Annotated in this window: 9 protein-coding genes and 1 pseudogene; 4 read left to right on the forward strand and 6 right to left on the reverse strand. The window is 68.7% G+C overall.

The genetic code is table 11. From position 1 onward, the window contains the following. The first annotated feature begins 4 nt into the window (after positions 1 to 4). Together hmgA and fahA are read left to right on the forward strand one after the other, a co-directional pair. Positions 5 to 1,339, forward strand: a complete 1,335-nt coding sequence (gene hmgA / locus SB786_RS25155; RefSeq protein ID WP_410729846.1) for a homogentisate 1,2-dioxygenase — start codon at positions 5 to 7, stop codon at positions 1,337 to 1,339. Next, positions 1,336 to 2,640: a fumarylacetoacetase gene (fahA, locus tag SB786_RS25160; RefSeq protein WP_410729847.1), complete on the forward strand. Its 1,305-nt coding sequence runs from the start codon at positions 1,336 to 1,338 to the stop codon at positions 2,638 to 2,640. The genes hmgA and fahA overlap by 4 nt, the downstream gene beginning before the upstream one ends. Positions 2,641 to 2,790: 150 nt before the next feature. On the opposite strand, the gene SB786_RS25165 is transcribed toward fahA, so the two are convergent. From SB786_RS25165 to SB786_RS25180, 4 genes and pseudogenes are all read right to left on the reverse strand, one after another. Next, on the reverse strand, positions 2,791 to 3,951 hold the full coding sequence (locus SB786_RS25165; RefSeq protein ID WP_410729848.1) for an MFS transporter: 1,161 nt from the start codon (positions 3,949 to 3,951) through the stop codon (positions 2,791 to 2,793). 219 nt (positions 3,952 to 4,170) lie between these two features. Next, entirely contained in the window at positions 4,171 to 4,932 is a 762-nt protein-coding gene (gene bluB / locus SB786_RS25170; RefSeq protein WP_410729850.1) for a 5,6-dimethylbenzimidazole synthase, read from the reverse strand. Between the two features lie 182 nt (positions 4,933 to 5,114). Further along, positions 5,115 to 6,113: a 2-hydroxyacid dehydrogenase gene (locus SB786_RS25175; RefSeq protein ID WP_410729851.1), complete on the reverse strand. Its 999-nt coding sequence runs from the start codon at positions 6,111 to 6,113 to the stop codon at positions 5,115 to 5,117. Positions 6,114 to 6,143: 30 nt separating this feature from the next. Beyond that, positions 6,144 to 7,129 (reverse strand): annotated as a pseudogene (locus tag SB786_RS25180) (LysR family transcriptional regulator). A gap of 752 nt (positions 7,130 to 7,881) precedes the next feature. On the opposite strand from SB786_RS25180, the gene SB786_RS25185 reads away from it, so the two are divergent. After that, a complete protein-coding gene (locus SB786_RS25185) occupies positions 7,882 to 9,093 on the forward strand; it encodes a pyridoxal-phosphate-dependent aminotransferase family protein (protein ID WP_006759408.1) in 1,212 nt (403 codons plus the stop codon). 60 nt (positions 9,094 to 9,153) lie between these two features. On the opposite strand, the gene SB786_RS25190 is transcribed toward SB786_RS25185, so the two are convergent. Then, positions 9,154 to 10,089, reverse strand: a complete 936-nt coding sequence (locus SB786_RS25190; RefSeq protein ID WP_011656094.1) for a helix-turn-helix domain-containing protein — start codon at positions 10,087 to 10,089, stop codon at positions 9,154 to 9,156. A 133-nt stretch (positions 10,090 to 10,222) separates the two neighbouring features. Here SB786_RS25190 and SB786_RS25195 point away from each other — a divergent pair, with 133 nt between their 5' ends. Further along, positions 10,223 to 11,119, forward strand: a complete 897-nt coding sequence (locus SB786_RS25195; protein WP_410729852.1) for a DMT family transporter — start codon at positions 10,223 to 10,225, stop codon at positions 11,117 to 11,119. A 326-nt stretch (positions 11,120 to 11,445) separates the two neighbouring features. Here SB786_RS25195 and SB786_RS25200 read toward each other — a convergent pair whose 3' ends face one another. Continuing rightward, positions 11,446 to 12,660 (reverse strand): MFS transporter, encoded by a 1,215-nt coding sequence (locus SB786_RS25200; RefSeq protein ID WP_410729853.1) that lies wholly within the window; start codon positions 12,658 to 12,660, stop codon positions 11,446 to 11,448. Between the last annotated feature and the right edge of the window lie 282 nt (positions 12,661 to 12,942).

Below are 12,942 nucleotides of genomic sequence, written 5' to 3' on the forward strand. Positions count from 1 at the left end.
AACGATGACGCTTGACCTGTCTACACCGGCGAGAGCCGGCTACCTGAGCGGATTCGCGAACGAATTCGCGACCGAAGCGCTGCCCGGCGCGCTGCCGCACGGCCGCAATTCGCCGCAGCGCGCGCCGTACGGCTTGTATGCGGAGCAGCTGTCGGGCACCGCGTTTACCGCGCCGCGCGGCCACAACCGCCGCTCGTGGCTGTACCGGATCCGGCCGGCGGCCGTGCACCGGCCGTTCGAGCCGTTCACGGGCCCGCAGCGGCTCGTGTCGGAATTCGGCGACTCGGTCGACGTGCCGCCGACGCCACCGAACCAGCTGCGCTGGGATCCGCTGCCGATGCCGGTCGAGCCGACCGATTTCGTCGACGGGCTCGTGACGATGGCCGGCAATGGCTCGGCGGCCGCGATGAACGGCTGCGCGATACACCTGTATGCGGCGAACCGCTCGATGCAGGACCGTTTCTTCTACAGCGCCGACGGCGAGCTGCTGATCGTGCCGCAGCAGGGGCGGCTCTTCATCGCGACCGAATTCGGCCGGCTCGACGTCGAGCCGTTCGAGATCGCGGTGATCCCGCGCGGCGTGCGTTTTTCCGTCGCGCTGCCGGACGGTGACGCGCGCGGTTACATCTGCGAGAACTTCGGCGCGCTGCTGCGCCTGCCGGACCTCGGCCCGATCGGCTCGAACGGGCTCGCGAACCCGCGCGATTTCCTGACGCCGCAGGCCGCGTACGAGGATCGCGAGGGCGCGTTCGAGCTGGTCGCGAAGCTGAACGGGCGCCTGTGGCGCGCGGATATCGGCCATTCGCCGTTCGACGTCGTCGCCTGGCATGGCAACTACGCGCCGTACAAATACGACCTGCGCCTGTTCAACACGATCGGCTCGATCAGCTTCGACCATCCGGATCCGTCGATCTTCCTCGTGCTGCAGTCGCAGAGCGACACGCCGGGCGTCGACGCGATCGACTTCGTGATCTTCCCGCCACGCTGGCTCGCGGCCGAGGATACGTTCCGGCCGCCGTGGTTCCATCGCAATGTCGCGAGCGAGTTCATGGGGCTCGTGCACGGCGCGTACGACGCGAAGGCCGAGGGCTTCGTGCCGGGCGGCGCGAGCCTGCACAACTGCATGTCGGGGCACGGGCCCGACGCGGATACGTTCGAGAAGGCGTCGGCGGGCGACACGACGAAGCCGCACAAGGTCGACGCGACGATGGCGTTCATGTTCGAAACCCGCACGCTGATCCGTCCGACGCGCTACGCGCTCGACACCGCGCAGCTGCAGGCTGACTACTTCGAATGCTGGCAAGGCATCAGGAAACACTTCAATCCGGAGCAACAATGAGCGATACCCAAGACTGGCGCGCGACACTCGATCCGGCTCGCAAGAGCTGGGTCGAGTCGGCGAACGATCCCGCCTGCGATTTCCCGATCCAGAACCTGCCGTTCGGGATCTTCAGCGATGCGAAGCAGGCGGCGCGCCGCGCGGGCGTCGCGCTCGGCGACCAGATCGTCGATCTCGCCGCGCTCGCGCGGGCGGGCCTCGTGACGCTGCCGGCCGGCGCCGACGTGTTCGCCGCGCCGACGCTCAACCCGTTCATCGCACTCGGCCGCGATGCGTGGCGCAGCGTGCGCGTGCAGCTGTCGCAGCTGTTCTCGCGCGACGACGCGCGGCTGCGCGATGACGCGGCACTGCGCGCGCAGGTGCTCGTCGCGCAGCGCGACGCGACGCTGCATCTGCCGGTCGACATTCCCGGCTACACCGATTTCTACTCGTCGAAGGAGCATGCGACCAACGTCGGCTCGATGTTCCGCGATCCGAAGAACGCGCTGATGCCGAACTGGTCGGAGATGCCGATCGGTTACAACGGCCGTGCGTCGTCGGTGGTCGTGAGCGGCACGCCGGTGCGGCGCCCGAGCGGGCAACTGAAGCTGCCGGATGCGGAGCGCCCGGTGTTCGGCGCGTGCCGCAGGCTCGACCTCGAACTCGAGACGGGCTTCATCGTCGGCCGCGGCAACGCGCTCGGCGAACCGATCGCGTGCGAGGACGCCGAAGCGCACATCTTCGGGATGGTGCTGCTGAACGACTGGAGCGCGCGCGACATCCAGCAGTGGGAATACGTGCCGCTCGGCCCGTTCAATTCGAAGGGCTTCGCGACGACGATCTCGCCGTGGATCGTCACGCTCGATGCGCTCGAACCATTCCGCGTCGCGCAGCCCGAGCAGTCGCCGCAGCCGCTCGCGTACCTGCGCCACGCGGGCAAGCATGCGTTCGACATCGCGCTCGAAGTGACGCTGCGCGCGCAAGGGGCGGCCGAAGCGACGTCGATCTGCCGCACCAACTTCAAGCACATGTACTGGACGATGGCGCAGCAGCTCGCGCATCACACGGTCGCGGGCTGCAACACGCGCGTCGGCGACCTGATGGGTTCGGGGACGATCAGCGGGCCGACGAAGGATTCGTTCGGCAGCCTGCTCGAACTGACGTGGAACGGCAAGGAGCCGCTCGCGCTGAACGGCGGCGGCAGCCGCACGTTCCTTGAGGACGGCGACGAGCTCACGATCGCGGGCTGGTGCCAGGGCGACGGTTATCGCGTCGGCTTCGGCGCATGTGCGGGCAAGATTCTGCCCGCGCGGAGCGCGTGACACGTCCCGTGTGATCCGCAAGGACAGGGCGGCCCGCATCGCGCGGGCCGTTTGCGTTGTGCGAGCGGGTGGCGGTGCATATGCGCTCGCACGTACCGGTGTGGACGCTGCGTGACAGCGACAGCGACAGCGACAGCGTCCGTGCCGGCGTCAGACCGCGCGCTGCAACGCGGCGCGTCGTTCCCACAGCGCGGCCGCGACGAACGCGGCGACGCACGCGACCAGCACGCCAACCAGCGCGTTGCTGCCCAGTTGCTCCATCAATGCGCCCGCAACCAGCGGGCCGCCGAAGCTCGCGGCGCTCCACGACGCCGACACGAGCGAGCTCGCGGTGACGAGCGCCGCGCCGCGAAAGCGTTCGCCGCACGCGACGACCGACAGCGTGTAGATGCTGCCGGCCGCCGCGCCGAGCACGAACAGCAGCGGCCAGCACAGCCACGGATTCGCGATCACGAACGGCAGCAGCGGCAGGCCCGCGAGCACGATCCAGCCGGCGCCGAGGTGCACGCGTTCGCGGCCGAGCTTGTCCGCGAGCCAGCCGATCGGGAATTGCATCGCGGTGTCGCCGAACAGCATGATCGACGCGAGCAGCACGGCGGTCGCGCTCGCGACGCCGTGATCCATCGCGTAGAGCGGCAGCAGCGACAGCGCGAGCGTATCGAACAGCGCGAAGAAGCCGGTGCCGATGATCAGCGCGGGCATGCGCGGCAGCACGGCGAGCCAGCTGTCGTGCGCGGCGTGATGCGCATCGTCGCCGGCGAGCGGCGCGCGCCGGATCGTCGCGAGCGTCGGCAGCGCGAGCAGGAACAGCGCGCCGCACAGCGCGAAGCGGATGCTCGTCGCGCCGGCGATCTGGCTGACGAGCACGGGGCCCGCCATCTGGAACAGCGTGAAGTTGGTCGCGTAGATCGCGACCACGCGGCCGCGCGTCGAATCGTCGGCGAGCTGGTTGACCCATGCTTCGCCGATCGTGAACAGCAGCATCAGCGCGGCGCCGCACAGCACCCGCAGCACGCCCCACAGGATCAGGTTCGACGTGAACTGCATCAGCACGGTGGCCGCGGCGAGCAGCACGACCGACACGACGATGGCGCGGCGCGCGCCGATGCGCCGCGCGAGCGCGGTGACGAACGGGACGATCGCGAGGCCGCCGAGCGCCTGCGCGGCCGTCAGCATGCCGACGACGTTGGTGCCGTGTCCGGCTTCGGTCAGCGCGAGTGCGGTAAGCGGCAGCGTGGCGCCGGTGCCGAGGCCGACCACCGCGACGCTCAGGATCAGTGCGAGGAAATCACGATTGAGAATGGCTTTCATCGGCCGCGATGCTACACCGCGGCCCTTGAAAGGTCCATGAAGGCCGTCAGGATCGGTTGCGGTTGCGTGCGCAACGAACGCCGTGGCGCGAGGCCGGGCCGCCGCGCGTCATGCGTGTCCGGCCGGATTCGGCGGTGGGTTCGACAGCGGCGGCGGCATGGCTGAATATCGGGCCGGAGCAACGCCGGTGTCGCGGCGTTCCACGCGTCGTGCGCTCGGTCAGCGGCAGCGAGGCGCCGCGGTGGGTGTCGAGTCGGAGAGGTGGTCCGCGGCGGAAACCGCGGGCGACGGCGAAGATCCGGCGCTCGTGCCGGAGTTTGCCTCACGATCGGCGGCCTGCGTGGCCGGCGCGTCCCAGCCGTTTTCGAACAGGCACGCGTCGATCGGCATCCGCGCGGCCCAGCGCTCTTCTTCCAGCATCGGCTTCGCATAGAACGCATCGACATGCCCGATGCACAGCACGGCGATCGGTTTCGCGCCGGCCGGCATCCCGAGCAGCGTGCGCAGCGCGTCGACGTCGAACAGCGACACCCAGCCCATCCCGAGCCCTTCGGCGCGCGCGGCGAGCCACATGTTCTGGATCGCGCACGCGGCGGACGCCAAGTCCATCTCCGGCAGCGTGCGGCGGCCGAACACGTGGCGCTCGCGATCGTCGGTGAGCGCGACGACCAGCAATTCGCCGCATTCGCGCACGCCTTCGACCTTCAGCCGCATGAATTCGTCCTGCCGCTCGCCGAGCGCGTCGGCGGTCGCGCGGCGCTCGGCCTCGACCAATGCGTGGATCGCGCTGCGCAATGTGGGATCGGTGATGCGGATGAAGCGCCACGGCTGCATGAAACCGACGCTCGGCGCATGGTGCGCCGCGCGCAGCAGGCGCGCGAGCACGGCCGGATCGACGGGCGCCGGCGTGAAGTGGCGCATGTCGCGCCGTTCGAAGATGGCGCGGTAGACGGCGGCGATGTCGGAATCGTCGAAACGCATGAGCGGGAGCGAAAGCGGAGGAACGTCGGCGCAACGATAGCAGACCGCGCGCGGGAATCGTTACTTCATTCGAAACAACACGTGGAATTGTTGATGAAAAAGGTGGGGTTCGCTGCAATGATCAGAAGCAAACGATTGCGGTATCGGCGGGGGCCGCCAAACGCCAGGATTTTGTCGATTTCTCAGCGATTCGCCGTCACGACGTTCGCGGGCGCGCCCGCGTGCCATGCCTCGATGTTCAGCAGCGTCGTGTGCGCGATCTCGGCGAGCGCCTCGCGCGTGAAGAACGCCTGATGCGACGTGACGATCACGTTCGGGAACGTCAGCAGGCGCGCGAGCACGTCGTCCTGCAGCGGCAGGTCGGAGTGATCCTCGAAGAAGAGGCCGCTTTCCTCCTCGTACACGTCGAGCCCGAGATGGCCCAACTGGCCGCTCTTGAGCGCGTCGACCAGCGCCTGCGCGTCGACGAGGCCGCCGCGGCCGGTATTGATCAGCATCGCGCCGTGCTTCATCCGCGCGAGCGTCTTCGCGTTGATCAGGTGGTGGGTCGACGGCAGCAGCGGGCAGTGCAGGCTGACGATGTCGGCATGGTGCAGCAACTCGTCGAGCTCGACGTAGCGCGCGCCGAACGCGATCAGCTCGTCGTCGTACGGCGGCATCGAGTGCGCGAGCACGTGCATCCCGAAACCCATCATGATCTTCGCGAACACGCGGCCGATCAGGCCGGTGCCGATCACGCCGACGGTCTTGCCGTGCAGGTCGAAGCCGAGCAGGCCGTTCAGCGAGAAGTCGCCTTCGCGCGTGCGCGCGACCGCGCGCGGCAGCCTGCGGTTGAGCGCGAGGATCAGCGCGACCGCGTGTTCGGCCACCGCATGCGGCGAATAGGCCGGCACCCGCACGACCGCGATGCCGAGCCGCTCGGCGGCGGCCAGGTCGACGTGGTTGAACCCGGCCGAGCGCAGCGCGATCAGGCGCGTGCCGCCGTCGGCGAGCCGTTCGAGCACGGCCGCATCGACGGTGTCGTTGACGAACGGACACACGACTTCATAGCCGTGCGCGAGGATCGCGGTTTCCGCGTCGAGGTGCGACGGCTGGAAGTGCAGCCGATAGCCGAACTGCCGGTTGGCGGCGGTAAACGATTCGTCGTCGTACTGCCGGCTGCTGAACAGGATCACGCGCACGCTGCACCTCCAATGGCTGTCGCGTGCAGTTTACTGCAGGCCCGTCTGCCGGCCCGTGACGATATCGACGCGATCGGGCGTGCGCAGGAAGCTGTAGCCGCTCGGCTCGCGAGCCGCCTGCACGCCGAAATGCTCGAGCGCGTGCTCGATGAAGCTGCGCGTGCGGGCCGGCACGTACTGCCGGTTCGGGTAGACGAGCGACAGCTGCGCGTCCGGATCGTCGATCCGGTAGGTGGGCAACAGCCGCACGAGCGTGCCGGTGGCGAGCGCGTCGGCGACGCACGGCTCGGGCAGCACCACGATGCCGGACCCGGCGACGGCCGCCGCGTGCACGAGCGCCAGCTGATTGACCGTACAGGTCGGGCGCAGCGTGATCGAATGCGTTGCGCCGTCGTGGCCGACCAGCCGCCACGCGGGCGCATGCTGGTGCGGCGCGAGTGCGACCCAGTCGTGCCCGGCAGGTCGTCGGGTGCGCGCGGCTCGCCGCGCCGTTCGAGATACGCGGGCGCCGCGCAGGCGACGAACGGGGCCGCCGGGAGTGCGTGACCGATCAGCGTCGGGTTGCCGTCGAGCCGGTTGCCGCTCACGATGCCGACGTCGTAGCCCGACTCGAGCACGTCGAGCGGCCCTTCGGCGACGGTGAGCTGCACCCGCAGCTCGGGGTAGCGGTGCCGGAAGCCGCTGACGAGCGGCGTCAGCGTGAGTGGCGACAGCAGGCCCGACGCGACGACCCGCAGCGTGCCGGCCGGCTCGCGCACCGCATGCGCGACGGATGCCTCGAGATGATCGAATTCCTCGAGCAGCGCGCGGCAGCCGTCGAGGTAGCGCAGGCCGGCCTCGGTCAGCGACAGGTTGCGCGTGGTGCGGTGGATCAACCGCGTGTTCAGGTGAGACTCGAGCATCGCTATCGAACGCGTAACGAGCGCATTGGACACGCCTAGATGGTGCGCCGCGCGGCGGAAGCTCTGCTGCTCGGCGACGCAGACGAACACACGCATGGTCTGAATCTGGTTCATGGCTCGCGAATTTCTGGCCCGGTTGATTGATATCGGTTGTGATTTTTTCGTTGCACGACCTGGAAAACCGGCGCGCGACACCCGGTTCTCGTTCGTATCGAAAAAATCGGTTTTCCATTCTGCAGACGATTGTTCATTACGGAAGCGTTATCCGTCAACCTGCGAAAAAGGGCGGGTTGCGTAAAATCGCAATCACGGGTATCGCTTTAACGAATCGGGGTCATGCGGGTGCGCCCGGGATATCTTGGGGCGTATTGAAGGGTGTCGCCTACGATTTGAATATTTATGATGTAAATCAATGTGTTGTGCGCGAACCTTGGCGGCCTGATCCGGTATTGGGTGAAATCGCACACCAATAGATGCTGCGATAATGGATGTTTTCGCGCCGATCGCGGTTTTCGTGGATCGATTCCACCTGCCCGATTTTTGTCGTGATGGCCGGTATTCCGGTGATACGTGCCCCGTGCTGAACGCGGGAATCCGTCACTCGTCTCCAATATTGCCGGAGAAAATCGGGGGATCGAACCCCCGATGGAACCGTTTCACATGTGCGCGGCAATGCCAGGCCAATACGAAACCCGGTCGTCCGACGGTGCGCGGCCGGTGGCCCGGTCCGGCGACCGGGCCACCGGCACGCTGTCCGGCCGCGGGTGCCTCTTGCGCGCGGCCGCGGAACGCGGAATGATCGATCAGTTCGCCATGCCGTGCGGCGGGCGACGTCCGTGCGTTTTCTTCCTTCCTCTTTTGCTGCCATGTCCATCGATTATTCGCCGATTCCCTGTCCTGTCGTCGTGCCGCTCGACGCGATCCTGCCCGAAGAACCGCTGCTGATGATGGGGGCCGGCCCGGTCCCGATCCCGGCCGCCGTCGCGAAGGCGAACACGATCGTGATCAACCACCTCGGCGCGACGATGGCGAAGATCATCGAGCAGGTGAAGGAGATGGCGCGCTACGTGTTCCAGACCCGCACGAAATGGGTGCTCGGCGTCGCCGGCCCCGGCTCGGCCGCGATGGAAATGGCGATCTCGAACCTCGCGTGGCGCGGCACGCGCGTGCTGTCGATCCGCAACGGCTTCTTCAGCGCGCGGATGGCCGAGATGGCGACGCGCGTCGGCGCCGACGTCGCGACGCTCGAAGTGGCCGACCGCGCGGTCGCGAGCCTCGACGAGATCGCGGACGCCATCGCGCGCGAGCGGCCCGAGATCGTCACGATCGTGCAGGGCGAGACGTCGAACACCGTATGGAACCGCGAACTGCGCGAGATCGCGGCACTCGCGAAGGCGGCCGGCGCGCTGGTCGTCGTCGACGCGGTGTGCACGCTGTCGACGATGCCGCTCGAAATGGACGCGTGGGGCATCGACGCGGTGATCACGGGCGGCCAGAAGGGGCTGTCGTCGATCCCCGGCGTGTCGCTGATCGCGTTCTCCGACGCCGCGTGGAACCGGATGAAGCAGCGTCCGGAACCGAACGCGCACTGGTGCCTCGACATGGCGCTCGCGGAGAACTTCTGGCACAACGCGGGCTATCACTACACGGCGCCGGTGTCGGGCGTGCTCGCGCTGCACGAGGCGCTGCGCCTCGTTTGCGCGGAGACGCTCGAAAGCCGCTTCGCGCGCCACCTGCGCTGCTCGCTCGCGCTGCAGGCGGGCGTCGAGGCGATGGGGCTTACGCTCTATGCGCCGAAGGCGTGCCGCCTCAATTCGGTGGTCGGGATCGAGACGCCCGAGGGGCTCACGCCCGGGATGGTGTGCGGCCATATCTCGAAGCAGTACCAGGTCGAGATCTCGGGCTCGTTCGGGCTGCCGATCGTGCGGATCGGGCAGATGGGCGAACAGTGCCGCGAACACAACCTGTTCCGCACGCTGCATGCGTTCGGCCGCACGATGGACGATCTGAAGGTGCCGGTCGACCTGCCGGCCGGCGTGGCCGCGCTCGAGCAGGAACTGTCGCGGCGGGGCGCGTAAGCGGGAGGCGAGGGCGCTCGATGCGCGCGGCGGCGCCGGCCGTCGAAAGGCGCGCGGGCCTCAGCCGCCCTGCATCGCGCGCCGGTACGCGTTCGGCGTCGTGCCGTGCGCGTCGCGAAAACGATGGCTGAAGTGGCCGGCGTTCGCGTAGCCGCATTCGGCCGCGACCTGCGCGAGCGGCAACGCCGTCGTGCGCAGCAGCAGGCGCGCCCGCGCGAGCCGCTGCTCGGCCACCCATGCGTGCGGCGCACGGCCGAACGACAGCCGGAACATCCGCGAGAAGTGGTATTCGGACAGCGCGGCGACGTTCGCCAGTTCGCCGAGCGTCAGCGGCTGCGACAGATAGCTGTCGATATAGTCGCGCACGCGGCGGCGCACGGCCGGCGCGAGCCCGCCGCGGAACGGCACGTCGGTGCGCGTCGTGCTCTGGCCGCGCAGCAGCAGGCTCAGCACGTCGTGCGCGGCCTCGTTCGCGCGCAGCCGCCCGTCGGCATCGTCCCAGCGCTCCAGCGCGAGCGAACGGAACTGCGCCGCGACGCGCGCATCCTCGAAATAGGTGCGGTCGGCGAGCTTCAGCTCGCGCGGCTCGCGATCGAGCTCGCGGATCGCGCGCTGCGTGAAGTGCTCGGGCAGGAAGTACAGGTGGATGAAGTGCATCTCGCCGCGCACCCACCAGCGCGATTCATGGTCGCCCGGCAGCGCGCACAGCAGGCTCGGCGCGCCGTAGCGCGGCACGCGTTCGCGCTCCGTCCGGTAACCGCCGTCGAGATAGCACGACAACGTGTGGTGGCCGGGCTGTTCGTAGATCGTCTCGCTTTCGTCGGTGATGCGCGTCCATTCGGCGATCGCGAGATGGTCGCCGAGCCACGTGAAGCGCTCGAGCGTCGCATTCGCCTCGGCAAGCGTGCGGCACACCGACTGCAGGCCGAACGGCATCGCGCCGCCGGCAGGGGCGGTCGAATGGTCGACGGGTGGGGCGTACAGGGGCGAACTCATGATGCGCCGAGTATAAGCGGGCGCGACGCGCGCCGTGCGGCGCCGCCCAAAAGACCGCAATTCCGGACAATCCGCACGGGCGGGGCGGCGGCATAGTCGGAGCCCGTTCCACTCGTTTCGCGTCGTTGCCGCCATGAACCTGTCGCTTTATTTCGTCACCGTGCTGATCTGGGGCACCACCTGGATCGCGATCAAGTGGCAGCTCGGCGCCGTGCCGCCGCCCGTGTCGATCGCGTGGCGCTTCTGGCTCGCCGCCGCCGTGCTGTTCGCGCTGCTGCGCGTGATGCGCCGGCCGGTGCGTCCGCCGCGCGAAGCGTGGCGCTACCTCGTCGCTCAGGGCGTCGCGCTGTTCTGCGTCAATTTCCTGTGCTTCTACTATTCGGAGCAGGTCGTGCCGAGCGGCCTCGTCGCCGTGATCTTCTCGACCGCGCCGCTGCTGAATTCGATCAACGGCCGGCTGTTCATGGGCCGCCCGCTGCGGCCGTCCGCGATCGCCGGCGCGCTGCTCGGGCTGACCGGCATGGCATGCCTGTTCTGGCAACAGATGGCCGGCCACCTCGACGATCGCGCGACCTGGACGGGCCTCGCGATCGCGTTCGCGGGCACGATGTGCTTCTCGGCCGGCAACCTGCTGTCGAGCCGGATGCAGTCGATGGGTCTGCACCCGCTCGCGACCAACGGCTGGGCGATGCTGATCGGCGCGGCGATCCTCACGGTCGGCAGCGCGGCGGCCGGGCTGCCGTTCACGATCGACCCGAGCCCGCGCTATCTCGGCGCGCTCGTCTATCTGGCCGTGCCGGGCTCGGTGATCGGGTTCACCGCGTACCTGACCCTCGTCGGGCGGATCGGGCCGGAGCGCGCCGCATACTGCACGGTGCTGTTTCCGATCGTCGCGCTGGCCGTGTCGACGGTCTTCGAGGGCTATCAGTGGTCGCCGCTCGCGGTGATCGGGCTGCTGCTCGTGCTGGCCGGCAATCTGGTCGCGTTCGACCTGACGCGCCGGTTGTTTCCGAGGACGGCGCGAGCCTGAGCGTATGACCGAGGCGGCGGCTGATCGGGTTGGCGCGGTCGACTCGGTTTTGCTTCGGGGCTGCGCTCAATCCGCCGGTTGTGTCAGGAGGTGATGAGGGGCACGCAGGCGCATGCGGGCGAAGGCGCGGGTGCGATTCTCGATATCGACACGGCCGGGGGCGCAGCGCCCTCGGCGCGGCGACCATGCCTGGCCCCAGTCGTGCCGAACCGAATCGCTCGGTGAGGGGCGCCCCCGCGTGCCGGCGTCATCCCCAAGCCATCCGCGTATGGCGGGACTTCAATGTGTTGCCGCGCTGGCCGGCATGGCCGGGGCCGCGACACGGCTCACGCCGCCGCGCCGCTCCCCGCAACACGCGCCTGCCGCTGATACAGCACCATCGACAGCGCGACACCCGCCGCCGCGGCCACGGCCGCGAACAGGAACACCTGCGGATAGCCGAACGCACCGGCCACATAACCGGCGAGCGGGCCGGTAATGCCGAGCGACAGGTCGAGGAACACCGAGTACGCGGACAGCGCCGCGCCGCGGCTCGCGGGCGGCACGAGCGAGACGGCCTCGACGCCGAGCGCCGGGAAGATCAGCGCGAAGCCGAAGCCGGTCAGCGCGGCGCCAGCGAGTGCGACGTGCGGTACGGGCGCGAGCCACAGCAGCACGAGGCCCGAGCATTCGAACGCGAACGACACGATCGCCACGCGGAAGCCGCCGTAGGTCTTGATCGTGTTCGCGAACAGCAGGCGCGCGCCGATGAACAGCGTGCCGAACACGGTCAGCGACAGCGCGGCGTTCGGCCAGTGGCGCGCCGCGTAGTACAGCGTGACGAAGGTCGCGATCGAGCCGAAACCGGCCGAGCCGAGCGCGAGGCCGAGGCCGTGCGGCAGCACGCGGGTGAACACGCTCGCATACGACATCCGCTCGCCATGCACGAGCGGCACGGCATCGATCAGGCGTGCGAGGTAGAAGCCGATCGCGGCGAGCGCGATCACGAGCACGCCGATCAGCGCCGGGTTCAGCGTATGCGCGATCGCCACGCCGACCGGCGCGCCGAGTGCGAGCGCGCCGTAGGTCGCGATGCCGTTCCACGAGATCACCTTCGCGTTGTGCGCGACGCCGACCCGGCCGATGCCCCACAGGATCGCCCCCGTGCCGCACAGGCTTTCGCCGACACCCAGCACGAGCCGGCTCGCGACCAGCAGCACGAGGCTCGCCACCGGCCAATGGGCCAGCAGCAGCGCGACCAGGAGCAGCACGCCCGACACGCCGCAGCCGATCAGCCCGCGCAGCACCGTCTGCTTCGGCCCGAGCGTATCGGCGAAGCGCCCCGCGAGCGGGCGCGAGGCGAGCGTCGCGAAATACTGGACGCTGATTGCACCGCCCGCGACGATCGCGGAAAAGCCCAGATCGTCATGGACGAAGCCCGGCAGCACGGCGAGCGGCAGGCCGATGGTCAGGTAGCAGATGAACGTGAAGCAGACGACGGACACGATTTGCAGCGTGACGGCGAACCCGCTGCGCGGCGGTGTGGCGGAATCGGTTGACATGGGGTCGGAACGAATGAGCGAAGCGGAGCGGAAGTTGGCGTAAAACGGAATCGGGATTTTCCCATGGAACCGGTTTTCCCGCAGGTACCGCTTAGTTCAGCGCGCCCCGTTTCGTCGCGGACGGAGCGCCGACGGATCGGCGTGGGCCGACCCGAAACCCAAGCGGGGCAACGCGCGAGCGGGGCCGCCGGGCGGCTCCGTCGCTCATATCGCGGCAGTTATATGGGCCGCATGCGTGATCGGCTATGGGTTGGGAAATTTGATGGTGATAGCGTGCAAACT

Origin of the sequence: Burkholderia sp. SIMBA_062, assembly GCF_046534765.1 — a bacterium.
Classification (GTDB): Bacteria; Pseudomonadota; Gammaproteobacteria; order Burkholderiales; family Burkholderiaceae; genus Burkholderia; species Burkholderia ambifaria.